The sequence below is a fragment of the Streptomyces gelaticus genome (assembly GCF_014649535.1).
Taxonomy (GTDB): Bacteria; Actinomycetota; Actinomycetes; order Streptomycetales; family Streptomycetaceae; genus Streptomyces; species Streptomyces gelaticus.
The window spans coordinates 150,591-173,387 of the sequence record NZ_BMTF01000008.1; the positions used below are offsets into that span (position 1 = coordinate 150,591).

A 22,797-nucleotide genomic window follows, 5' to 3' on the forward strand; every position below is an offset into this window, starting at 1 on the left:
CGTGGGTGCGGTCCCCGAGGCCGGCCGGTCCGTAACGCCAAGGCGCCCCGGGCCTTTCGGCCCGGGGCGCCTGGAACGTTGCTTGTGCGGATCAAGCAGCACGACCATGGCAGCCGGCGGGCCGGATGCCATAGGTAAAGACGAAGGTCGTGTGCTGACGCATGGATTCAGTATGGCCCCGTCGCCGAGGAGGGACCAACACGGGGCCCGGATGCTGAGACGCCCGGTCCGGGCGGGCCCCCGCGGGGTCCGCGCCCGCACTCCTGTACGGGCGGGACGAGGGCCGACTCCGCAACCCCGGTAGAATCGACAAAACAGACCCCCCTTCACCGCCGGAAGGCCGCCCGTGCCAGCAGCACCCCCCGCCGCCCCCGACGCCACCACGGACGTGGTTCTCGTCGTCGACTTCGGCGCGCAGTACGCCCAGCTCATCGCCCGACGCGTCCGTGAGGCCCGGGTCTACAGCGAGATCGTCCCGTCCACCATGCCGGTGGCCGAGATGCTGGCCAAGAACCCCCGGGCGATCATCCTGTCCGGCGGTCCCTCGTCGGTGTACGCCGAAGGAGCGCCCTCCCTCGACCGTGCGCTCTTCGAGGCCGGGGTCCCGGTCTTCGGCATGTGCTACGGCTTCCAGCTGATGGCCACCACCCTCGGCGGCACCGTCGACGACAACGGTGCCCGTGAGTACGGCCGTACCCCGCTCACCGTCTCCAAGACCGGCTCCACGCTCTTCGAGGGAACGCCCGCCGAGCAGTCGGTCTGGATGTCGCACGGCGACGCCTGCTCCGCAGCCCCTGAGGGCTTCACCGTCACCGCGTCCACCGACGTCGTGCCGGTCGCCGCCTTCGAGAACGACGAGAAGAAGCTCTACGGCGTCCAGTACCACCCCGAGGTCCTGCACTCCACGCACGGCCAGCAGGTCCTGGAGCACTTCCTCTACCGCGGCGCCGGTATCGAGCCGACCTGGACCACGACCAATGTGGTCGAGGAGCAGATCGCGCTGATCCGCGAGCAGGTCGGCACCAAGCGCGCCATCTGCGGCCTGTCCGGCGGGGTGGACTCCGCGGTCGCCGCTGCCCTCGTGCAGAAGGCCATCGGCTCCCAGCTGACCTGCGTGTACGTGGACCACGGTCTGATGCGCAAGGGCGAGAGCGAGCAGGTCGAGAAGGACTTCGTGGCCTCCACCGGGGTCCAGCTGAAGGTCGTCGACGCCGAGGAGCGCTTCCTCACCGCGCTGGCCGGGGTCTCCGACCCCGAGCAGAAGCGGAAGATCATCGGCCGCGAGTTCATCCGCGTCTTCGAGCAGGCCCAGGCCGAGATCGTCGCCGAGGGTGCCGCCGACGGCGAGGAAGTCGCCTTCCTCGTCCAGGGCACGCTCTACCCGGACGTCGTCGAGTCCGGCGGCGGCACCGGCACCGCCAACATCAAGTCGCACCACAACGTGGGCGGCCTCCCCGAGGACATCGAGTTCCAGCTCGTCGAGCCGCTGCGCCAGCTGTTCAAGGACGAGGTCCGCATGGTCGGCCAGGAGCTCGGCCTGCCGGAGGAGATCGTCCAGCGCCAGCCGTTCCCCGGCCCCGGCCTCGGCATCCGCATCGTCGGCGAGGTCACCAAGGAGCGGCTCGACCTGCTCCGCGAGGCCGACGCCATCGCCCGTGAGGAGCTGACCGCGGCCGGCCTGGACCGGGACATCTGGCAGTGCCCGGTGGTCCTGCTCGCCGACGTCCGCTCGGTCGGCGTCCAGGGCGACGGCCGCACCTACGGCCACCCGATCGTCCTGCGCCCGGTCTCCTCCGAGGACGCCATGACGGCCGACTGGTCGCGCCTGCCCTACGAGACCCTCGCCCGGATCTCGACCCGCATCACCAACGAGGTCGCCGACGTCAACCGCGTCGTGCTCGACGTGACGAGCAAGCCGCCGGGCACCATCGAGTGGGAGTGACCCCTCCCGCAAGGTCAATGCCGATGCCGTCGCTCATTCGTTTGGGCGGCGGCATCGTCGTATGAGCTGGGTACGCTGGCTGAGGAGACGAGACTCTGCCCCATGGGAGCAATCATGAGCGCCGCACCCGAGCCCAGGCTTGAGAAGCAGCGGTACCGGTGGCCCGTCCCGCCCGAGGGCGGATGGACAGCGGACGACCTCGACCGGATTCCGGGCCTCCCGCCCCACACCGAGCTGATCGACGGGAGTCTCGTCTTCATGAGTCCGCAGCGGAAATTCCACACCCGCACGATGTGGTTGCTGGAGCAGGCGCTGCTCGCGCATCTGCCGCCGGATCTCGATGTCGACCGGGAAATGACCATCAGGATCGACAAGCGGAATCGCCCGGAGCCCGACATGGTGGTCTACCGGGCGGAGGCGGACACCGGGGCAGACCAGACCTGGTACGAGCCCGAGGACGTCGTCCTGGCCGTGGAAGTGGTCTCACCCGACTCGCAGGACCGCGATCGCGACGTCAAACCGCGCAAGTACGCCGCCGCCGGAGTCGTCCACTTCTGGCGGGTGGAAGCGGACGCCGACGGTCTGCCGATCGTGTACGTGTACGAACTCGACCCGGCCCGGCAGGCTTACACCCCGACGGGCATCTACCACAACAAGCTCAAGCTGGACGTTCCGTTCCTGATCGAAGCGGACCTCACCCAGATCTACAACCGCGGAAGGTAGGGGGCGTGCTCGGGGCGGTTCCGCCCAGGGCCCCGCCCCGCACCCCTGGCCACTTGCGGCAACCAGCGGTAACTTCCGGTCCCGTACGCCCTGGGATCCCCGAGGAGCCGCCATGTCCGAGCCCATACCCGTCCCCGTGGACCAGCTCCACTTCGCGATGCCGCCCGTCCATGAATCCGTGGGCGACGAGCGCGCCCACCGGAAGGAACGGCTGACCGGGGCGCTGCGGCTGTTCGGGGAGTACGGGTACGAGGACGGCGTCTCCGGTCACATCACCGCACGGGACCCGGAGTTCACCGACTGCTTCTGGGTCAACCCCTTCGGGGCCCCGTTCGCCGGGCTCACACCCGACGAGCTGATCCTGGTCAACGGCCAGGGCCAGGTCGTCGAGGGGCGCCACCACGTCAATCAGGCGGCGTTCGCCGTCCATGCGCAGGTGCACCGGGCCCGCCCGGACGTCGTCGCCGTCGCGCACACCCACTCCGTGCACGGGCGGGCCCTGTCCGCGCTCGGCGAGCTCATCGAGCCGATCACCCAGGACTCCTGCGCCTTCTACGAGGACCATGTCCTGTACGACGCGTACACCGGCGTCGTCGTGGACGAGGAAGAGGGGCGCCGGATCGCCGCCGCGCTCGGCGGGCACAAGGCGATCGTGCTGCGCAACCACGGACTGCTGACCGTCGGCGACTCGGTGGACGCGGCCGCCTGGTGGTTCATCGCACTGGAGCGCTCCTGCCAGGTGCAGCTGGCCGCACGGGCGGCCGGGAAACCGGTCCTGATCGAGCACCGTGACGCGGTCGCCACCCGTGACCAGCTGGGCAGCGACCTGGTGGGCTGGATCAACTACCAGCCCCTGTGGCGCCGGATCAGCCGCACATTCTGACGATACGCGCCGAGGGCCGCCCCGATGCGGTCCACAGCCCCGCCGTACGGCACAATTCGCTGCAATAGCAGCCGAGTTGGCTGCACCGGGGCTTGAAGGGGCGGCGTTCTCAGTGGCGTTGGACGAGGCGAGGGCGGGCAGCACGCACGGGGGCGGCTGCACGTGCGGCGACTGCCCGCACGGGGCACGCGAGGGCCACCGGCGCGCGGTGGCCGCGTTCCTGGCCAAGCGGGACGAACTCGCCGTCGGCCAGGGCCTGCCGCCCGGGGTGGCGCAGTCCGCTTCGGCGACCCGTCAGTGGGTCTCGGACGAGCTGACCCAGTCCGCCAGGACCGTCGCCGAACGGGGCCGGGAGGCGGGCGACGCCTGGCTGTACCGGGTGTGGCGCCGCACCCTGATCGTGGTGTGGGCAGGCGTCGCCCTGCTGATCATCGGCGAGGCCGCCACCGCCATCGGCGCGGGCTGGACCAACGCCCGTACGGCGGGGCTGGTCGCGGGACTCGTCACCGCGGGCCTGCTGACCGGTGCCGCTCATGTCCACCGCGCCCGCGGCGGCCTCCTCGCCCCGTTGATCGGCGAGGACAACCGGCTCTCCACCTCCCGGGCGGTCGCCGTCTCCTGGGTGCTGCTCGCGGTCTTCTCCGTGCTCGTGCTGGCGCTCCAGCTGGCGGGCGCCTCCCGTCACGCCGAGCGCGACGCACTCATCGAGGGGCTGGACCTGGCCCGGGGCGCAGGCGTGGTGACCGTGCTCGCGCTGGTGTGCGCCGTCGCCGTCGTCGTACGCCGAGTGGTGACCGTACGGACCCTGTCCGGGCGCCTCCAGAAGCTGCGGGCCGTCCGGCCGCGCGCCGCCGATCTGCTCACCGACGACTCCGGGCGGGGCAGCTTCACGGATGTGCAGTACGTGCTGGTGAGCACCGTCGCCGTGCTGTTCGCCGCGGTCCGCCTCGCCCGCCGGCCCGAGCAGTTGCCGGACCTGCCCTGGGGCCTGGCGCTGCTGGTCACCGTCTCGGCGCTCGCCTACTTCGCCGGGAAGTACGCGGAGGGCGGGCGCCCGGTGATCCTCTCGGTGGTCCGGGCCCGCGAGGCCGGGGACCTGGACGCGTCGGTCCGTACCGGCGACGACATCGAGATCCGCGGTGCGGGCTTCGTGCCGCCCGGCGCCGGGACACCGGACCGGCTGGCCCGCATGGTCGTCCGGATCGGCCGGGTCCATGTACATGTGCCGCTGATCCCGGTCACCGGCGGCTTCGCCAATCCGACGGACGGCGTCCTGACCGTGCCGGTCCCGGTGGAGGTCGAGCCGGGAGTGGTGGAGGTGCAGGTCGTGACCGCCGCAGGGGTGGAGACGAACCGGGTCGAGATCGACGTGACGGACTGACCGCCGTACCGCGTGGCGGGTACCGGCTGGACGGCCCACCGGGTGAGCAGCGCGTCCGCCGCGTACGTAAGGTCTGGTGACGGGTCTACGGAAGGCGGTGCGGGCACATGCTCATGCAGGGATTCGGCACGAACGTACGAGGTCTGGGCGAGGCGCGAGGGCTCAAGGACGTGGCGCGGGAGCACGCCCTGCTGCCGTTGCGGATCTTTCTCGGCGTCACCTTCGTCTACGCCGGGCTCGACAAGCTGACCGACAGCTCCTTCTTCCGGGCGAGCGGCCCCGGTTCCATCGGCGAGACCTTGCACGCGGTACGCGACTCGTCCGCGGTCCCGGCCCTCGTCGACCTCGCGCTGAAGAGCCCCGCCGCCTTCGGGTACGCCATCGCCATCGGTGAACTCGCCGTCGGCCTCGGCACCTTCTTCGGGCTCTGGACGCGGCTCGCCGCGCTCGGCGGGGCGCTGATCTCGCTCAGCCTGTGGCTGACCGTGAGCTGGCAGGTCTCGCCGTACTACTTGGGCAATGACCTGGCCTATCTCATGGCCTGGCTGCCGCTGGTGCTCGGCGGGGCCGCGGCGTTCTCCGTGGACGCCCTTCTCGCCACACGACGGCGACGGATCAGGTAGTTCACCCAGGTCACGGTGGCGGCCAGCCAGAGACCGCCGAAGAACAGCGGGAAGAAGAAGACCCACGGGGCATCCCAGGCCCCCGCGGCGTCCGCCGCGTATCCCGCCGCCAGCGCGAGCATGACCACACCCGCCACCGCCCGTCCGGGACGGATCTCATGACGCAGCACGGGTGACCTCCACCTGTCCGATGCCGACTTCGAGAGTGAGTTCCACCGTGCCCGCCGGTCTGCTGCCCGGGGGCGGCGGCAGCGTCCGGTGCTCGCTCTGCGACGGGTCGATGTTCACGTCACGCGGCTGCCCGGCCGAGTTGTCGCCCGGCCGACTGACCGGCATCGAGATGTCGCCGAGGCCCGTCTGCGCGTCCACCTTCACCGTCACCTCCTTCGGTACGACGACGACCGCGCGGCCCGCCCCGACCTCCACCCAGGTGCGGACCGTGTCCCCGCGGGGAACCGTGATGTCGGTGAGGTCCAGCCGTGCCGTCCCGGAGCCCAGCTCGTAGTGTGGCTGGACCGCCGCCACCGTGGCCGGCCGCCACTCCTCGCGCATCCACTGGGTGGTGATGTCCTTGGGCAGCGCGGACGCGCCCGCCAGCAGGGCCGCCGTGACCATCGCCAGCATGACCGTGCCGAACCCCGTCCGGCCCAGGAACGCGCTGACCAGCATCCCGAGCCCGAACACCGCGAGCGCGGCGGCCAGGCCGAACTGCAGACTCGTCCCGAGCGGCTGGGACTCCCAGCTGAGCCCCGTGCCCAGACCGCCCGCGATCAGCGCGAACAGGAACACGAGACCGCCGATCGAGGTCGGGCCCCTGGTGCCGGCCTCCTGCCGGGGCGCACGGAACGGATCCTTCGGCGCGGCGCCCGCGGGACGTGCCGCACGGGGCGGGAGCACCGCGTCGGCCGGACCCCACAGATAGCCCGCGCCCATCGGCCCCGTCGTGCCGTCCTTGACGATCGGGTCCCGCCACCACGACGGGCTGCCCGGCGACGGCGGCGCCTTCACCTCGGGGGGCGCGTCCGCCACCGCCTGCGCGGTCGCCGGATGCAGCGGGTCCTCGGGCGCCGCCGTCCTGCGGTGCTGCGTCCATACGGCGAAGCCGACGACCGCGAGCGACAGCATCGCGGAGAACGCCAGCGTGCCGCCGTTGCCCAGCATGGAGAGGAAGAGACCGCAGCCGATCAGCGCGAGCAGCGCCGCGATCAGCGAGGCCCCTTCCACCCGGCCGGACAGCAGCCTGCGCGCCTCGTTCTCCTCCTCGCCGTCCACGGGGACCAGCAGCCAGGCGAAGCCGTAGAAGATCAGCCCGATGCCGCCGGTCACGGACAGCACACCGAGCACGATCCGGAAGATCACCGGATCGATGTCGCAGTACCGGCCGAGCCCGCCGCAGACCCCGGCCACCACCTTGTGCTGCGGACTGCGCCGCAGCAGAGGTGCCGGGCCGGGGGGCGGAGCGACACCGGGGGCGGTGTCCTGGGGAACGGTCATGGCTCCATGGTGACGGGCCCGGAGCCCGTCCGGGACCCGCACCGACCCTGGACGGTCCCTGATATTGGCCGGCCCGGCCCCTGGGGGCGACCCGGGCCCGGGGCCCGCCGGGGCACTCAGGGTCGACTAGGGGGCCGACCCTGATGCCGTCACCCGCTCGGACATGTGACGATCGGGTCATGCCAGCCGCCACGACCCGAGCCGCCAGCTCCCGCACCACGGACCCGGAGGAGCCACCGCTGCGCAAGCTGTACCGCAGCGCCGACGGACGGCTGCTGGGCGGCGTCGCGCGCGGTCTCGCCGGACACCTCGGGCTGCCCGTCGTCTGGGTGCGGTTCGTCTTCCTCGGCCTGTTCTTCGCGGACGGCCTCGGGGCGCTGCTCTACGCCGTGTTCTGGATCGTCGTCCCGCTCGGCGTCGGAGGCGTCGAGGCACCGCGCTCGGTCTTCGAGACCGCCCCGGACGGCAGCCGCCGGCTCCGCAAGCCCGACAAGGGCCAGGTCTTCGCCCTGATCGCGCTGCTCTTCGGCGCCATGATCTTCGTCGGCAACGTCGACATGGGCACCGGGGCCAACCGTTACATCTGGCCCACGCTGCTGATCGGCGCCGGTTCGGTACTGGTGTGGCGGCAGGCCGACAACGCCCGGCGCGCCCGCTGGATGGAGGTCGGCAGCCGCCGCGGGGTCCTGCATCTGGCCCGGGGGCTCGCCGGGGTCGCCCTGGTCGGCCTGGGCCTGGCCGTCTTCATGGTGGTACGCGGCTCCGCGGCCCAGCTCGGCAACGTCATGACCGCGGCCATAGCCGTCCTCACCGGTATCGCGCTGCTGGCCGGCCCCTACCTCGTACGCATGACCCAGGACCTCTCCGAGGAACGCCTGATGCGCATCCGGGCCCAGGAGCGCGCCGAGGTGGCCGCCCATGTCCACGACTCGGTGCTGCACACCCTCACCCTGATCCAGCGCAACGCGGACGACGCGGGCGAGGTCCGCAGGCTCGCCCGCGCCCAGGAACGGGAACTGCGCAACTGGCTGTACAACCCCGAGGGCACCGGCAAGGACGAGGACGACGAGCCCGAGACCCTCGCCGAGGCGGTCAAGCGCGCCGCTGCCGAGGTCGAGGACAAGCACGGTGTCCCGCTGGAGGTCGTCGTGGTCGGCGACTGCCCGCTGGACGAGAAGCTGACCGCCCAGATGCAGGCCGCGCGCGAAGCCATGGTCAATGCCGCCAAGTACGGTGGCGAGGGCGGCGCCGTGCAGGTCTACGCGGAGGTCGAGGGCCGCACGGTCTTCGTCTCCGTGCGCGACCGGGGCCCGGGATTCGACCTGGACTCCGTACCGGGGGACAGAATGGGCGTACGAGAATCAATCATCGGCCGGATGCAGCGCAACGGCGGTACGGCGCGACTGCGTTCGGTGCCCGGTGGGGGCACGGAAGTCGAGCTGGAGATGGAGAGGGCGAGCGATGACGGAGACCACTGAGCCGGCCGGGGGGCCGGAGCGCCGGGTACGGGTCGTGCTCGTCGACGACCACCGGATGTTCCGCACCGGCGTCCAGGCCGAGATCGGCCGCACCGAGGAGACCGGTGTCGAGGTGGTCGGCGAGGCCGCCGACGTCGACCAGGCGGTCAACGTCATCACGGCGACCCGCCCCGAGGTCGTCCTCCTCGACGTGCATCTGCCCGGCGGCGGTGGCGTCGAGGTGCTGCGCCGCTGCGCCCCGCTGATGGGGGCCGTCGAGAACCCGGTGCGGTTCCTGGCGCTGTCCGTGTCGGACGCCGCCGAGGACGTCATCGGCGTCATCCGCGGCGGTGCCCGCGGCTATGTCACCAAGACCATCACCGGTACCGACCTGGTCGACTCGGTCTTCCGGGTCCAGGACGGCGACGCGGTGTTCTCGCCCCGGCTGGCCGGCTTCGTCCTCGACGCCTTCGCCTCCACGGACGCGCCGCCGGTCGACGAGGACCTGGACCGCCTCACCCAGCGCGAGCGCGAGGTGCTGCGGCTGATCGCCCGCGGCTACGCCTACAAGGAGATCGCCAAGCAGCTGTTCATCTCGGTGAAGACCGTCGAGTCGCATGTCTCGGCCGTGCTGCGCAAGCTCCAGCTCTCCAACCGGCACGAGCTGACCCGGTGGGCCACGGCGCGACGGCTGGTCTGAGCCGGCCGGAAGACGGTCCGGGCCCGTCGGCGGGCCGGACCTGCGTGAGGGCCGGGCCTGCCGACGGGCGGCGGGCTTCTCAGGCCGGTTCGAGCGAGATGTTCAGCTTCTCGCCGATCCTGCGGAAGCCGATGCCCGCGTAGATCCGCTCCACATCGGCGTCGCCCGGCTCCAGCCACACCACCCGGCAGCCGCGCTCGAAGGCGGTCGCGGTCAGATGGGCGGAGAGTGCGGCGCCGATGCCGCGGCGGCGGTGGGCGTCGGCGACGGCGAGACCGGCCAGTTCGGTGAGGCCGTCGACCGGGACGGAGCAGCCGCCCGCGCCCACCGGCACGCCGTCGACCGTGGCCAGGGCCGCGACCCCGCCGTCCCGGGCCGCGGTGCGCAGCCACTGGGCCACACCGTCCTCGGGCTCGCCGGTCCCGCCGTATCCGTGGTGCTGGACGAGCGCGGCGGCGGCCAGCTCCGCGTCGGTGGCCGGTTCGGTGATCGTGAGGGAGTCCACCTGCTTCGGCGGCAGCAGCCCGCCCGGTGCGCAGGCCATGATCGGGGCCCGGTTCTCGACGGTGAACCCGGCGGCGAGCAGCGCGGGTTCGACCGCGGGCGCCGTTCCGGGCAGGAACTCCAGCCGGGGCAGCCGGTCGTGCTCGCGGAACGCCGCGATCAGCGCGTCGAGATCGTCGGCGGTCGGCTCCGCGTCCTGGTCGGGTATGGCGTAATTGGCGTACTTGAGCGACCAGTTGGGGTTGTACCGCACCGTGAAGGGGCCGACCCGGAGGTGGTCCGGGGAGCGCTGGGCGAGCGTACGGGCATGGGTCTGGACATCGGCGTCCATGGGCATGTGGGGTGGTCCTCCGGCCGGTTGGGCGACGGCGGGCCGACCCGGTGGCGGGCCGGCCCGAAGCGGTTGCTCCGATGGCGGGTCGGACCGGCGAAGGGTCGGCCCGGATCGGAGACGGGAGCCTATGCCACCCGGGTGGCCCCGGCGAAGGGCATCTGGTCGATCGGCGCGATCCGGACCGGTGACCCGGTGCGCGGGGCGTGGATCATCTGGCCGTTGCCGATGTAGAGCCCGACATGGCTGATGCCGGAGTAGAAGAACACCAGGTCGCCCGGGGCGAGTTCGGAGCGCGATACGCGCCGGCCGGCGTTGATCTGGGTGTACGTGGTCCGGGGCAGCGAGACGCCGGCGGAGCGCCAGGCGGCCTGGGTGAGCCCGGAGCAGTCGAACGAGGAGGGGCCGGTGGCGCCCCAGACGTACGGCTTGCCGAGCGCCCCGTACGCGAACGCGACGGCCTCGGCGGCGCGGGCGTTCGGGGCACGGACGGGACCGCGCGCGGTGGAGCGGTCGGCGCGGTCGGCGGAATGCGCGCCGTGGGCCGATCCGTGGCCGGAGTTCTCGTAGGCGGTGCGCTCGGGCGGGCTCAGCCGGTCGAGGAGCCGCCGCGCGTCGGCGAGCCTGGCCGTGATCGTCGCCTTGTGCTTCTTCAGCTCGGCCCGGCGGGCGGCCAGTGCGGCCAGCTCTCCCTCGGCCTGCGAGCGCAGCTGGGCGATCTGGGCGACCTGCCGCCGGACCTTGCCGAGCGCGGCGGCCCGGCGGTCGCCGACGCGGTCCACGTACGAGGCCCGCTCCAGGTACTGGTCCGGGTCGGAGGAGAGTGCCAGCTGCACCGACGTGTCGAGGCCGCCGGTGCGGTACTCCGCGGCGGCGAACGAACCCAGCGCGTCGCGCGAGGCGTTGAGGCGCTCGGTCCTGCGGGTGGCCTCGTCGCGCAGGGAGTCGAGGGCGTCCTGTGCGGCGGACGCCTTCTCCTTCGCGCCGTTGTACTGCTCGGTGGCGACCTCCGCGTCGTGGTACAGCCGGTCCACCTCGGCCTTGACCTGGGCGGGAGTGCGCTGCGGGTCGGCGTGCGCCGGGCCGGGCATGACGGCGGCGGTGGCGGCACCGGCGAAGGCGAGGGTCGCCGCGGTGCGGGCAGCAGGGCCGGTGTACGGGCGCTGCTTGGGTTTTCGATGCGCTGCCACGAGGGCGTGCGTCCTTCCTGACGACTGCCCGTCGGGGGCTACCGACGGGCCCGCCGCAACTCTCGGCGGGGCGACCGGTGCGCCGTCCGCGTACGGAGCGGCGGTGCGGCCGGTCACCTGATCAGGGACGCTAAACCCGGGGCACGGGCAGGAGTCGTAATGACGCTTATTGCCTGAATTTGGCGTGGCAATGTCGCCCAGTGATCGGAAAAATTGCATCAGAGTCAGGCAATTGGTACAGACGCGAGTGAAGCGATCGGGAAGGTGTACCTGCCTGCCGAGTGGTGATATGGCCGGGGCTAGGCTGCGGCCTCATGGACGTACTCATTCATGTCTTCGTCGCCCTGCACATCATCGGCATCGCTTCCCTGCTGGGCGGTTTCCTGACCCAGATGAAGGCGATGGGCGCGGGCACGGCCCGGTTCGTCCCGGCGATGCTGCACGGCGCGCTGACCATGCTGGTCACCGGTGTCGCACTGGTCGGGCTGAACGAGGCCGACGGCAACCACGTGAACAACATCAAGATCGGCGTCAAGACGCTGGTCCTGGTCGTCATCCTCGCGCTCGTCTACATCAAGCGGGACGAGGAGAAGGTCGACAAGGGCGCCTTCGCGGCCGTGGGCGGACTGACGATGCTCAACATCTTCATCGCCACGCTCTGGACCTGATCCCGCCCGTGCCGCGCCGCCCCGGTGCCGGGGCGGCGCGGCACGTGGAGGCCCGCTACGCCGGCCGCACGCTGCCGTAGATCGGCATGTAGTAGATCGACTCCTCGCGCACGTTCGCCCCGGGCTTCGGCGCGTGGATCATCATCCCGTCGCCCTTGTAGATGCCGACGTGGCTGATGTCGTCGTAGAAGAAGACCAGGTCCCCCGGCCGCAGGTCCGCCGTGGCGACCCGGGTGCCGGTCTTGACCTGGTCCCAGGTGGTCCGCGGTATGTCCACGCCCGCCGACTTCCACGCGGCCTGGGTGAGCCCGGAGCAGTCGTACGACGCCGGGCCCGTCGCGCCCCAGACGTACGGCTTGCCGATCTGGGCCCTGGCGAAGGCGAGGACCTTCTCCGCCTTGGTGGTGGCTCTGCTGTCCGATCCGGACCCGGTGCCCGTCCCCGTACCGCTGCCGCCGCCCGACCCCTTCGCCGCCTCCTCGGCCTTGCGTTCGGCCTCGGCCTTCGCGGCGGCCTGCTGCTTCGCCAGCTCCTCGGCCTTGCGCCTGGCCCCCGCCTCCTTCTTGCGCTCGATCTCGGCGAGCCGCGCCTTCTCCTCGGCGGTCAGCTTCGACAGCAGATTGCGCGCCTCGCCCAGCTTCGTCTGGACGTCCTGCTTGCTGGTGCGCAGCGTGTTCTGCGTCGTCGTCAGCGTCTCCAGGCTCCGCACCGCCTCGGCGCGCTTCTTGGACGCCTTGGCCTGCTGCGTACGGAAGTCCGTGATCGCCTGCTGCTGCCGGCTGGTCATCCGGTCCATCAACTGGCTCTGGTCGAAGTACGACTGCGGGTCGTCGGCCAGGAAGAACGTGGCGTTCGGCGTGATGGAGCCGCTGCGGTACTGCGCGGCCGCGTAGGCGCCGAGCGTCCTGCGCGCCTCGTTGAGCTTGTCGGCGCGCTTCGCGACGTCGTCCAGCAGGGCGTCGACCTCGGCGCGCTGGGCGGCGGAGGCTTCCTTCGCCCGGTTGTACTGCTGGGTCGCGGTCCCCGCCTGCCGGTAGAGGTCGTCGACCTTCTTCTGTACCTCCTCGACGCCGGGCTTCGGGTCGGGGGCGGCCATGGCGCTCTGCGTGGAGAGCAGGGTCACGGACGCCAGTGCCGCCGTGGTGAGCCCGACGGCCGGTGCGGTGGTGCGCACCCGGGTGCGCGGTTTGCGATGCGACGCCAAGGCCGGCATCTCCTTCCGTGGACCGCCTACCGGGTTAGCTGTCGGGTTCGGGCGGAACGGAAGGCTGCCCTACGGTCCGAGTGGGGGATAAGGACCGATTCACCCCGGTACTGCATATGGGTCCCCGGTTCCGAACTCCCGCGGGGGCAGCCCGGATTCGGCGCAGGCGCCCGCTCGGCGTGGTTCGCCTCAAGGGGGTACGGGCCGCCCGGTCGAGCACGCTAGCCAACCCATGGTGCTGCTGTGAAGGTTGATGTTCGATATGCCCGATACGGTTTCGTGACCTCGGTGCGGCGGGTGGCGGAGGCCCGGAAATCCTCACGCGCTGTGGGTGCGCATCTCCGCTGGGTGTCCGTCGGTGGTGTGCGGTTCGCCATGCGGCCTCCGGGTGTCGGCGCGGCGGCCTAGACTCGACAAGCGATGAGCAGCCTCTTTGACGACAGCTTCCTGGCCGGCCTCCAGCACCCGGAGGAAGAGCCCCCGCCGCCCCCCGAGGACTCCGCACCCGAAGCGGTGCCGGAGGACCTCTTCGCGGGCATGTTCGACGGGCCCCCGCCGCCCAGGGACGCCTACTACCGCGACGGCGCGCACCGCCCCGTCATCGACTCCGCGGCGCTCCTCGACGGGCTGAACACCGAGCAGCGCGCCGCCGTCGTCCACGCGGGCTCCCCGCTGCTCATCGTCGCCGGGGCCGGCTCGGGCAAGACCAGGGTGCTGACCCACCGGATCGCCCACCTCCTCGCGGAGCGCGGGGTGCACCCCGGCCAGATCCTGGCCATCACCTTCACCAACAAGGCCGCGGGCGAGATGAAGGAGCGCGTCGAGCAGCTCGTCGGACCGCGCGCCAACGCGATGTGGGTCATGACCTTCCACAGCGCCTGCGTACGCATCCTGCGCCGCGAGTCGAAGCGGCTCGGCTTCACCTCGTCGTTCTCGATCTACGACGCCGCCGACTCCAAGCGGCTGATGGCCCTGGTCTGCCGCGATCTCGACCTCGACCCGAAGCGCTTCCCGCCGAAGTCGTTCACGGCCAAGGTCTCCAACCTGAAGAACGAACTGATCGACGAGGAGACCTTCGCCGGCCAGGCTGCGGACGGCTTCGAGAAGACCCTCGCCCAGGCCTACGCGATGTACCAGTCCCGGCTGCGCGAGGCCAACGCGCTGGACTTCGACGACATCATCATGACGACGGTCCATCTGCTCCAGGCCTTCCCGGACGTCGCCGAGCACTACCGCCGCCGCTTCCGGCACGTCCTGGTCGACGAGTACCAGGACACCAACCACGCCCAGTACACCCTCGTACGCGAGCTGGTCGGCCCGGCGGGCGAGGGCGACGCCCCGGCCGAGCTGTGCGTGGTGGGTGACGCGGACCAGTCGATCTACGCCTTCCGCGGCGCGACCATCCGCAACATCCTCCAGTTCGAGGAGGACTACCCGAACGCGACGACGATCCTCCTGGAGCAGAACTACCGCTCCACCCAGACGATCCTGTCCGCCGCCAACGCGGTCATCGAGCGCAACGAGAGCCGCCGTCCCAAGAACCTCTGGACGAACGCCGGCACGGGCGCCCGGATCACCGGCTACGTCGCCGACACCGAGCACGACGAGGCGCAGTTCGTCGCCGACGAGATCGACCGGCTGACCGACGCGGGCGACGCCAAGGCCGGCGACGTCGCGATCTTCTACCGTACGAACGCCCAGTCCCGTGTCTTCGAAGAGATCTTCATCCGCGTCGGCCTGCCCTACAAGGTCGTCGGCGGCGTGCGCTTCTACGAGCGCAAGGAGGTCCGGGACATCCTGGCCTACCTGCGCGTCCTCGCCAATCCGGAGGACACCGTCCCGCTGCGCCGCATCCTCAACGTGCCCAAGCGCGGCATCGGCGACCGCGCCGAGGCCATGATCGACGCGCTGTCCCTGCGCGAGAAGATCACCTTCCCGCAGGCACTGCGCCGGGTCGACGAGGCGTACGGCATGGCGGCCCGGTCGGCCAACGCCGTCAAGCGGTTCAACACGCTGATGGAGGAGCTGCGCACGGTCGTCGAGTCGGGCGCGGGCCCCGCGGTGGTCCTGGAAGCGGTCCTGGAACGCACCGGCTACCTCGCCGAGCTCCAGGCCTCCACCGACCCGCAGGACGAGACCCGGATCGAGAACCTTCAGGAACTGGCCGCCGTGGCCCTCGAATTCGAGCAGGAGCGCGGAGCGGCCGACGAGGCGGGCGCGGGCACCGCCGCGGGCACGGGCACCCTCGCCGAGTTCCTGGAGAAGGTCGCTCTCGTCGCCGACTCCGACCAGATCCCCGACGAGGACGAGGACGGCTCCGGTGTCATCACGCTGATGACGCTGCACACCGCGAAGGGCCTCGAATTCCCGGTCGTCTTCCTGACCGGCATGGAGGACGGGGTCTTCCCGCACATGCGGGCGCTGGGACAGGTGAAGGAGCTGGAGGAGGAGCGGCGGCTCGCCTACGTCGGCATCACCCGGGCCCGCGAGCGGCTCTACCTGACCCGGGCCGCGATGCGCAGCGCATGGGGCCAGCCCTCGTACAACCCGCCGTCGCGGTTCCTGGAGGAGATCCCGGACCAGCACCTGGAATGGAAGCGGACCGGACCGATGGCGGCTTCGGCCGGACCGACCGCGGGGATCACCTCGTCGCTGTCCTCGTCGCGTTCGCGCTCCGGACCCTCGGGCTTCGCGACCCGGCGGACCTCGGACAAGCCGACGATCACGCTGGCCGTCGGGGACCGCGTCACGCACGACCAGTTCGGGCTCGGCACGGTCACGGCGGTCGAGGGCGTCGGCGACCAGGCGAAGGCCACGGTCGACTTCGGCGACGAGCGCCCGAAGAAGCTGCTGCTGCGGTACGCGCCGGTCGAGAAGCTGTAGCCGGAGCGGGCGGGGCCGCGGCCCCGCCTCCCGGGCTCAGGTCGGGCTGACGCCGTGGCTGCGGAACCACGGCAGCGGGTCCACCGCCGCTCCGCCGCCGGGCCGCACCTCGAAGTGCAGGTGCGGGCCGGTCGAGTTCCCGGTGTCGCCCGAGTACGCGATGACGTCACCGGCCTTGACCGGGCCCGAGCGGATCTTGGTGCCGCTGAGGTGGCAGTACCAGGTCTCGGTGCCGTCGGCCATGGTGACGATGGCCATGTTCCCGTAGGCGCTGTTCAGCTGGGTGCGCACGGTGCCGTCCGTCGCGGCCATCACGGGCGTGCCCTGCATGACGGGGAAGTCGATGCCCGTGTGCACGGACATCCAGTTGACGCCCGCCTGGCCGAAATACGCGCTGAGGCCGTGCTGCTTGACCGGCATGACGAACTTGGGGCGCAGGGCCTCCTTGCGGGCGGCCTCTTCCTCGCGCTTCTTCTTCTCGGCGGCCTGCCGCTCCCGCAGGTCGATACGCTCCTGGGTGCGGCTGGCGCGGTCGGCGAAATTCTCGGCGTCGGCGCTGAGGTTGGCGAGCTGGGTGTCCAGCTTGTTGTTGGCCGCGCCCGCCTTGACGGAGCCGGGGTCGGCCGCCGCCATCGTGGTGTTGTCGTCCTTCTTGTCCTCACCGCCCAGCCCGCCGACCGAGGCAGCGGCGATACCGGCGACGCTCATCACGCAGGCGGAGGGGATGGCGACGGTGAGGAGTGCGGACCGCTTCGCGGGGGAACGCCGACGGTTGCGGCCGGCGCCGCCGCCGCGGGTGGCGGTGCGGTCGAGGGGGCGGTGCGGGCCGGGCGCGGCCTCTGAGATGACTGCGACGCTGATGGTGGCCGCGTCATGTACATCGACTGCTGCGCTGTCTGCGTCAGCCGCGCTGTCCGGGGCGACGGCGCTGTCCGCGGCATCGGCGGCGTAGGGCGCGTAGGGGTCGTAGGAGCCGGGGTCGGTGTAGGTCTCGTGGGTTCCGGGCGCCTCGTGCGCCGACAGTCCCTCGTGTGCCGACGGCGCTTCGTAGGACAGCTGTGCGGTTTCCGTGGTTTGCGCGATTTGCTGCTCGTGCTCGGGCGTGGCGCCGGTGTTCCAGGCGGTGGCGTCGTATGCGCCGGTGTCGTACGCGGCCGTTTCGCCCGTGGCCCACGGGTCGCTCGTGTGCCAGCCGATGGTGTTCCACTGAGCCGTGGCGTCCGGGGCGCCGCCCTGCGCCGGGATGCCGGCGAACGTGGCGGTGGCGGTGGTCGTGTTCGCTTCCGTGCCGTAGTCGGCCGCGGGTGTCCAGGTGGCGGTCGTCTCGTACGTCGGCCCCGCCTCGTACTGCTGCTGGGGCTGCGCGGCGTACGGGGCGTAGGCGTCGTAGGAGGTGGTGGGGTGTGCACCCGTGTCCCACTGCGTGGAGTCGTACTGGCCGCTGTAGCCGGACTGCCCGGCGCCGTAGCCGCTGCCGTACGCGCCGTCGTGACCGCCGGGGAGCGAGCCGAAGAGCGGATCGCTGTCGAAGCTGCCGGTCGCCTCGCTGTCGTATCCGGCGTACCCGGCGTGGGGGTGCTGGTCGTTCACCAACTTCTCTCTCGCCTCGGCAGCAGGACCTGTGCTCTGGGTTCCGGCGGGGAATCCCAGGGGGAGCAGTGGCCGCGACTGTACCCGGCGGTACGTGACGCCGACAATCTTCGGCGGGCATGGGCGGCTCAGGAAACGGGCAATCGACCGTCTTTCGACGGACTGCGCACACAGCCTTGGCTCTATGTTCGAAACGCGTTCTATTTGTGGGGTCTCCGTCGGGCCGTGGAGCTCATGCGGCTCCCGCGACTCCTCCGATTCCTCCGGCTCCGGTTGCGTCGGTGGTTTCGGCCGTCGGTTCGCGGCATTCCAGCGCCTGCCGGACCGCGGCGGCGACGGTGGGATGCACCGGCAGTGCGAGATGGCCGATCCCGGTGATTCGCACGTTCTGCGCGTCGAGGTCCGGGTGATCGATGCGGCCGGCCTCGGCCGGGACGATCACCCGGTCGAGCTCGCTCCAGAAGCTGACGAACCGGGTGCGGCAGCCGGGCGCCGGCCTGCGCAGCTCCTCGATCGGTGCGGAGCCCGTACGCATCTGCCGCACGATGGGGTGAGCGCTGGCCAGCCGCGCGGCGGTCGTGCCCGCGTGCGGTGTGCCGAGGGTGACCAGGGTGCGGACCCGCTGGTCACCGCCGAGTCGCTGTACGTAGTAGCGGGCGATCAGGCCACCGAGGCTGTGCCCGACGATGTCGACCTCGTGATGTCCGGTGCGTGCGCAGATCTCCTCGACGTGGCGCCCGAGCAGCTCGGCTGCCGTTCGGATGTCGCAGGTCAGCGGCGAGTAATTGAGCGATTCCAGGTGGCGCCAGCCGTGCCGGGCGAGGGAGCGGCACAGCAGGACGAAGACCGAACGGTTGTCGATGAAGCCGTGCAGCAGGACGACGGGGGGACGCTCGTCGCCCTCTGCGGGAATGCCCTCTGCGGGAAGGCTCTGGGTGTGAAGGTGCTCGGAGGGAAGGCCTTCGGCGTGAGGTGCGGAGGCTGCGCCCGGGGCGGTGGGGGCGGCGTCGGGGGCGGCGCCGGTGGGCGAGGCGGGCGGTACGGCCGGGTGGGGCGCGGCCCGTCGTTCCCCCGTGATGCCGGTGGGGTAGAGGAGTACATGGCCCGCGAGGACCACCAGCTCCAGCGCGGTGGCCTTCAGCAGCGCGGCCGACAGCGGAGCAGGGCCCGGACACGGCCGGCCCAGTGGCAGCGGAAGAAAAGGCAGGACCTTCATGGCCGACCTCCTGCTTCGGCGAGCGGGGGAGGCGGCTGGGTGGTACCGGCGCGCAGTCGGCCGGCGGACCGGATGGACCGGGCGGGCCGTACCACCGTGCCGTGCGGCTGCCGGCGCGGTGGTACGGCGACCTCGTCGCGGCTCCCCTGGCGCCGGCCCCGCACGGCAGGTCTGCCGTATGACGCGGGGATGGCGCCCGGTGAACATGTCCCACGTGTGATTTCCCCCTCCCCGTCCACCGCGAAACGGCGGCTTGCGGGATGCTGTAGATAACGTTCGTTCACATCCCCGGCCCTTCAGGCACGGGAGACGCATGTGGAGGCAGTGATGGGTGTGACCGGTCCGATCCGTGTGGTGGTGGCGAAGCCGGGGCTGGACGGCCATGATCGCGGGGCCAAGGTGATCGCGAGGGCGCTGCGCGATGCGGGTATGGAGGTCATCTACACGGGGCTCCACCAGACGCCCGAGCAGATCGTGGCCACCGCGATCCAGGAGGACGCCGACGCGATCGGCCTCTCGATCCTTTCCGGTGCGCACAACACGCTCTTCGCCAAGGTGATCGAGCTGTTGAAGGAGCGCGAGGCGGAGGACATCAAGGTCTTCGGCGGCGGCATCATCCCGGAGGCGGACATCCCGCCGCTGAAGGACCAGGGCGTCGCGGAGATCTTCACCCCGGGCGCCACGACGGCGTCGATCGTCGACTGGGTCAACGCGAACGTCCGCCACCCCGCGGAGGCCTGACGCCAGGAGCCCCGGGCTCGGGGCCGGTTCCGTCAGGCCGGGATCAGCTCCGAGTCCATCGCCGCGCGCAGCCGCAAGGTGGAGACCAGCCGCTGGAAGGCCTCGGACCAGTAGCCGTTCGCACCCGGTGAGGCGTCCTCCGGTTCGTCCGGGGTGGTGGTGAGGACCTCCAGACGGTCCGCTTCGGCCGGGTTCAGGCAGCGTTCGGCGAGGCCCATCACGCCGCTGAAGCTCCAGGGGTAGCTGCCCGCGTCCCGGGCGATGTCCAGGGCGTCGACGACCGCGCGGCCCAGCGGTTCGGCCCAGGGCGTCGGGCAGACCCCCAGGATCTGGAAGGCCTCCGACAGGCCGTGCGCGGCGATGAAGCCGGCCACCCAGCCCGCCCGTTCGGCCGGGGGAAGTATGCCGAGGAGCTTCGACCGCTCGGCGAGCGACGCGGTACCGGGGCCGTTCGACGGCGGGACCGAGGGAGTGCCGAGCAGCGCGCGGGCCCACTCGGGGTCACGCTGCCGCACCGTCGCCCGGCACCAGGCCGCGTGCAGCTCCTCCGCCCAGTCGTCCGCGACCGGAAGGCCGACGATCTCCCGCGGGGTCCGGCCGGAGAACCGCGCAGGCCAGGTGGCGAGCGGTGTCGCCTCCACCAGTTGGCCGAGCCACCACGACCGTTCTCCCCGCCCGGACGGGGGCACCGTCACCACCCCGTCGTGCTCCATCGAGGCGTCGCATTCGTGCGGTGCCTCCACGACGACCGTGGCCCCGTCGCCGGTGAGGTCCGGGCTCACACAGGACAGCGCGCGGGACGCCATCCGGCCGGCCAGCGCCGACTCCGGCAGCGCGGACAACAACTCCGCGGCGGTCGAGCGGACATTGCGGCTGCGGTCGGAGAGGGCCTGCTCCAGGAACGCCTCGTCCACCGGGGACAGCCCGGTGCGCAGCGAGTCGAGGAACATCAGCCGGTCCTCGGCCCGCTCGGTGCTCCAAGTGGTCGCGAGCAGCACGAGCGCTTCGGCGGGATCGTGCGCCCGGACAGCCGCGAGCAGCGCGATCCGCTCGGCGAACAACCCTTCCTCCCACAGCCGGGCGACCGATTCCGGCTCCGTCGGGTCGGGCAGCGAAGAGCCACCGGACGAGCCGCGCAACGCGAACTTCCACTCGGGGTTCAGCCCGGCCAGCCACAGCCCGCGCGGCCCGGCGAAGGCCAGGGCCTGCGGCCGCAGGTCCGTGCGGGCCCTGGCCGCGTCGAGCAGGGCCGGGAGCAGCGAAGCCGGGGCCCGGAAGCCGTGTCGGTTGGCGGTGGCCAGCCATTGCGGGATCAGCTCCGTGAGATCGGGAGCCGTACCGCGCCGGCCGGCCGGCCCGCCCGCCGCCGACCGGTCCGCCAGCAGCTGGGCGAGCCGGCGCCGCGCGGCCGGGGGCAGTGCCGGCCGCGGGTCGGCGGGCGCCGGCTCGGGCCGGGCGGCGGGGGCGGCGGGCAGGAGACCCGCCCTGCGCCGCACGGTGTGGAGCGCCGCCGCGTCCAGCAGTCCGGCGGGCCCGCCGGACGCCCCGGCCGGGCGGCGGTCGGTGCCGAGAAGCGCCGTGGTGACGAGCTCTTCCCACGGGACGGGTGCGGACGGCGCGGGCGTGATGGTGCCGGACATGGGTCCCCCTTCGAATCCAACGTCAGATGAGCGGCACGGTCCCGCACGCCGCGTCGTCGCCGACCCCGGCGGACCAGGTCGCGAACGGGTCGAAGCCGCGGTGGCCGCATGCGCCGAAGACCGTGACCGGCGCGCCGCCGGAAAGCGCGACGAGCCTCCACAGACCGGGCCGGGACAGCGCCGCCGGGGCGACGGGCAGGGCCGCCCCGCCCGCCGCGTCCGCCAGTTGCCAGCCGTCCCCGGACGGCACGGGTATGACGTCGCGCAGCGTCACCGGCCAGGCGTCCAGCCAGGGGTCCTCCCGCAGGGCGTGTCCGTACGCGCCGATCGCGGTCGCTGCCGTGCCGCCCGGTGGCGGGGTCCCGGCCGGCGACGGCACACCGAACTGCCGGCCCAGCTCCGCCCGCAGCTGCCCGGCGCCCGGGTACGGCGTGATCTCGGCATCGATCGTGCCGCCCACCGGCAGCGCCAACGCGGGGGAGCGCCCGGCCGCCCCGAAGGAGAGCAGCAGTGCCGTGCGGCCGGTCTCCCTCCCGTGCAGCCAGATGCGGCGCGCGACGATCTTGCCGTCCGGGGTGTCGTACTGGGCGAGGACCAGCCAGTGATCGCGGACCGGCGGGCCCTCGGCGGGAGCCGTCAGCCCCACCCGGGTGCGGACCGTGGCGGCCAGCGGCTCCGGCAGCCGGTCGATCCCCAGCCAGGCGCTGTCCAGCAGATGCAGCAGCGCGCACTCCTCCAGCAGCCGCACCGGCCAGCCCGGACCGGATGCCGCGATGGCGCCCAACTCCCTTACCCGCGCGGCCAGTCCGGGCGCCTGGGCGTCGACCATGCGGGCCGCTGCCTCCTCCCAGAGCCCGTATCCCGGCTGATCGGCCGCCGCCAGCCCGCCGCGCAGCAGATCGGCCAGCCGCTCCTCCAGCTCCTGTGCGCCGCCGGTGATCCGTTCGGCGCGGCGCTCGGCCCGCCGCCGGGCGGCCTCCGGATCGGCCGGGCCCGCGGCCGAAGTGCCGTCCGCCGCAGGCCGCTCCGTCTTCTCGGCCTTCCCGGCCGACCGCTCGCGGCGGCCCGTCAGCCACTCACCGGCCCAGTCCGGCGCCTCGCCCGGGGGCAGGGCCGATTCGTCCGACGCCCAGACCAGCAGCAGGCCCAGCGCGTGCTTGCAGGGAAACTTCCGGCTGGGGCAACTGCACTTGTACGCGGGGCCGGTGAGGTCGACCACCGTCCGGTACGGCTTGCTGCCGCTGCCCTTGCACAGCCCCCACACCGCATCCGAACCGTCGCACCCGCCGCCCGACCAGGGACCGGCCGAACCGAGCTTGCTCCCCGCCTTGCGTGACGCATCGTCAGGAGCGAGGGCCAGTACCTGCTCCACCGTCCAGCGCGCCACCGGACCGGCGGTGCGCGAGGGTTCTCCCCCGTGAGATAGCAGCATGGGAACGACGGTAGGGCGCCCCACTGACAATCGCCCTGACCTGCTGTTCCAGTGGTGTGCGCGCAGTCGACGGGGACGGAGCCGGTGCCTCCTGCTCGATCACGCACAAGGGCGAGGTCATCAAGGAGGCGAAGGGCGAGAGCATGCCTGCCGCGGGCGGCTGCGTCGCAGTCTCGCCGGTGGCAGGCCGAACTC

The 22,797-nt window shown here is 72.0% G+C and carries 18 protein-coding genes and 1 riboswitch; of the genes, 10 read left to right on the forward strand and 8 right to left on the reverse strand.

All coding sequences use genetic code 11. From position 1 onward, the window contains the following. Positions 1 to 346 precede the first annotated feature (346 nt). The 5 genes from guaA (at position 347) to IE107_RS14740 (ending at position 5,552) form a co-directional block, all read left to right on the forward strand. Positions 347 to 1,942 (forward strand): glutamine-hydrolyzing GMP synthase, encoded by a 1,596-nt coding sequence (gene guaA, locus IE107_RS14720; RefSeq protein WP_189544191.1) that lies wholly within the window; start codon positions 347 to 349, stop codon positions 1,940 to 1,942. A 114-nt stretch (positions 1,943 to 2,056) separates the two neighbouring features. Continuing rightward, complete coding sequence (locus IE107_RS14725) at positions 2,057 to 2,665, forward strand: Uma2 family endonuclease (RefSeq protein WP_189544192.1); 609 nt, start codon at positions 2,057 to 2,059, stop codon at positions 2,663 to 2,665. 112 nt (positions 2,666 to 2,777) lie between these two features. Then, positions 2,778 to 3,548: a class II aldolase/adducin family protein gene (locus IE107_RS14730; protein WP_189544193.1), complete on the forward strand. Its 771-nt coding sequence runs from the start codon at positions 2,778 to 2,780 to the stop codon at positions 3,546 to 3,548. Between the two features lie 112 nt (positions 3,549 to 3,660). After that, a complete protein-coding gene (locus tag IE107_RS14735; protein ID WP_189544194.1) occupies positions 3,661 to 4,929 on the forward strand; it encodes a hypothetical protein in 1,269 nt (422 codons plus the stop codon). A gap of 113 nt (positions 4,930 to 5,042) precedes the next feature. Continuing rightward, the gene (locus IE107_RS14740; protein ID WP_189544334.1) at positions 5,043 to 5,552 is read left to right on the forward strand and encodes a DoxX family protein; all 510 of its coding nucleotides are present in this window, start codon (positions 5,043 to 5,045) and stop codon (positions 5,550 to 5,552) included. A gap of 156 nt (positions 5,553 to 5,708) precedes the next feature. Here the strand turns inward: IE107_RS14740 and IE107_RS14745 are convergent, their stop codons facing one another. Beyond that, entirely contained in the window at positions 5,709 to 7,046 is a 1,338-nt protein-coding gene (locus tag IE107_RS14745) for a PspC domain-containing protein (RefSeq protein ID WP_189544195.1), read from the reverse strand. A 179-nt stretch (positions 7,047 to 7,225) separates the two neighbouring features. On the opposite strand from IE107_RS14745, the gene IE107_RS14750 reads away from it, so the two are divergent. Then, a complete protein-coding gene (locus IE107_RS14750; protein WP_189544196.1) occupies positions 7,226 to 8,524 on the forward strand; it encodes an ATP-binding protein in 1,299 nt (432 codons plus the stop codon). Next, positions 8,508 to 9,203, forward strand: a complete 696-nt coding sequence (locus IE107_RS14755; RefSeq protein ID WP_189544197.1) for a LuxR C-terminal-related transcriptional regulator — start codon at positions 8,508 to 8,510, stop codon at positions 9,201 to 9,203. Before IE107_RS14750 ends, IE107_RS14755 begins: the two co-directional genes overlap by 17 nt. Positions 9,204 to 9,282: 79 nt before the next feature. Here IE107_RS14755 and IE107_RS14760 read toward each other — a convergent pair whose 3' ends face one another. Next, on the reverse strand, positions 9,283 to 10,044 hold the full coding sequence (locus IE107_RS14760) for a GNAT family N-acetyltransferase (RefSeq protein WP_189544198.1): 762 nt from the start codon (positions 10,042 to 10,044) through the stop codon (positions 9,283 to 9,285). A gap of 122 nt (positions 10,045 to 10,166) precedes the next feature. After that, positions 10,167 to 11,228 carry a C40 family peptidase gene (locus IE107_RS14765; RefSeq protein ID WP_229866923.1) on the reverse strand — a complete coding sequence of 354 codons (1,062 nt, stop codon included), beginning with the start codon at positions 11,226 to 11,228 and terminating at the stop codon, positions 10,167 to 10,169. A 314-nt stretch (positions 11,229 to 11,542) separates the two neighbouring features. Here IE107_RS14765 and IE107_RS14770 point away from each other — a divergent pair, with 314 nt between their 5' ends. Further along, positions 11,543 to 11,896: a hypothetical protein gene (locus IE107_RS14770; RefSeq protein ID WP_189544200.1), complete on the forward strand. Its 354-nt coding sequence runs from the start codon at positions 11,543 to 11,545 to the stop codon at positions 11,894 to 11,896. A gap of 55 nt (positions 11,897 to 11,951) precedes the next feature. Here the strand turns inward: IE107_RS14770 and IE107_RS14775 are convergent, their stop codons facing one another. Then, on the reverse strand, positions 11,952 to 13,109 hold the full coding sequence (locus IE107_RS14775) for a C40 family peptidase (protein WP_189544201.1): 1,158 nt from the start codon (positions 13,107 to 13,109) through the stop codon (positions 11,952 to 11,954). After that, a riboswitch (cyclic di-AMP (ydaO/yuaA leader) is annotated at positions 13,108 to 13,273 on the reverse strand. Its footprint overlaps the gene before it by 2 nt. 247 nt (positions 13,274 to 13,520) lie before the next feature. Here IE107_RS14775 and pcrA point away from each other — a divergent pair. Further along, positions 13,521 to 15,983, forward strand: a complete 2,463-nt coding sequence (gene pcrA, locus IE107_RS14780; RefSeq protein ID WP_189544202.1) for a DNA helicase PcrA — start codon at positions 13,521 to 13,523, stop codon at positions 15,981 to 15,983. A 36-nt stretch (positions 15,984 to 16,019) separates the two neighbouring features. On the opposite strand, the gene IE107_RS14785 is transcribed toward pcrA, so the two are convergent. After that, positions 16,020 to 17,573, reverse strand: coding sequence for a M23 family metallopeptidase (locus tag IE107_RS14785; protein WP_189544203.1), 1,554 nt, complete (start codon positions 17,571 to 17,573; stop codon positions 16,020 to 16,022). A gap of 232 nt (positions 17,574 to 17,805) precedes the next feature. Next, positions 17,806 to 18,789: an alpha/beta fold hydrolase gene (locus IE107_RS14790; RefSeq protein ID WP_189544204.1), complete on the reverse strand. Its 984-nt coding sequence runs from the start codon at positions 18,787 to 18,789 to the stop codon at positions 17,806 to 17,808. 327 nt (positions 18,790 to 19,116) lie between these two features. Here IE107_RS14790 and icmB point away from each other — a divergent pair, with 327 nt between their 5' ends. Beyond that, a complete protein-coding gene (icmB, locus tag IE107_RS14795) occupies positions 19,117 to 19,530 on the forward strand; it encodes a coenzyme B12-dependent isobutyryl CoA mutase small subunit (RefSeq protein WP_189544205.1) in 414 nt (137 codons plus the stop codon). A gap of 32 nt (positions 19,531 to 19,562) precedes the next feature. Here the strand turns inward: icmB and IE107_RS14800 are convergent, their stop codons facing one another. Beyond that, on the reverse strand, positions 19,563 to 21,170 hold the full coding sequence (locus IE107_RS14800) for a DUF5691 domain-containing protein (RefSeq protein WP_189544206.1): 1,608 nt from the start codon (positions 21,168 to 21,170) through the stop codon (positions 19,563 to 19,565). A 22-nt stretch (positions 21,171 to 21,192) separates the two neighbouring features. Continuing rightward, positions 21,193 to 22,602: an SWIM zinc finger family protein gene (locus IE107_RS14805; protein ID WP_189544207.1), complete on the reverse strand. Its 1,410-nt coding sequence runs from the start codon at positions 22,600 to 22,602 to the stop codon at positions 21,193 to 21,195. Positions 22,603 to 22,797: the final 195 nt, after the last annotated feature.

Excerpts from the sequence above, each read along its gene's own strand:
- IE107_RS14725 (WP_189544192.1), top strand. The coding sequence starts at position 2,057 with ATGAGCGCCGCACCCGAGCCCAGGCTTGAGAAGCAGCGGTACCGGTGG.
- IE107_RS14730 (WP_189544193.1), top strand. The coding sequence starts at position 2,778 with ATGTCCGAGCCCATACCCGTCCCCGTGGACCAGCTCCACTTCGCGATG.
- IE107_RS14740 (WP_189544334.1), top strand. The coding sequence starts at position 5,043 with ATGCAGGGATTCGGCACGAACGTACGAGGTCTGGGCGAGGCGCGAGGG.
- IE107_RS14745 (WP_189544195.1), bottom strand. The coding sequence starts at position 7,046 with ATGACCGTTCCCCAGGACACCGCCCCCGGTGTCGCTCCGCCCCCCGGC.
- IE107_RS14750 (WP_189544196.1), top strand. The coding sequence starts at position 7,226 with ATGCCAGCCGCCACGACCCGAGCCGCCAGCTCCCGCACCACGGACCCG.
- IE107_RS14755 (WP_189544197.1), top strand. The coding sequence starts at position 8,508 with ATGACGGAGACCACTGAGCCGGCCGGGGGGCCGGAGCGCCGGGTACGG.
- IE107_RS14760 (WP_189544198.1), bottom strand. The coding sequence starts at position 10,044 with ATGCCCATGGACGCCGATGTCCAGACCCATGCCCGTACGCTCGCCCAG.
- IE107_RS14770 (WP_189544200.1), top strand. The coding sequence starts at position 11,543 with ATGGACGTACTCATTCATGTCTTCGTCGCCCTGCACATCATCGGCATC.
- IE107_RS14775 (WP_189544201.1), bottom strand. The coding sequence starts at position 13,109 with ATGCCGGCCTTGGCGTCGCATCGCAAACCGCGCACCCGGGTGCGCACC.
- pcrA (WP_189544202.1), top strand. The coding sequence starts at position 13,521 with ATGAGCAGCCTCTTTGACGACAGCTTCCTGGCCGGCCTCCAGCACCCG.
- IE107_RS14790 (WP_189544204.1), bottom strand. The coding sequence starts at position 18,789 with ATGAAGGTCCTGCCTTTTCTTCCGCTGCCACTGGGCCGGCCGTGTCCG.
- icmB (WP_189544205.1), top strand. The coding sequence starts at position 19,117 with ATGGGTGTGACCGGTCCGATCCGTGTGGTGGTGGCGAAGCCGGGGCTG.
- IE107_RS14800 (WP_189544206.1), bottom strand. The coding sequence starts at position 21,170 with ATGTCCGGCACCATCACGCCCGCGCCGTCCGCACCCGTCCCGTGGGAA.
- IE107_RS14805 (WP_189544207.1), bottom strand. The coding sequence starts at position 22,602 with ATGCTGCTATCTCACGGGGGAGAACCCTCGCGCACCGCCGGTCCGGTG.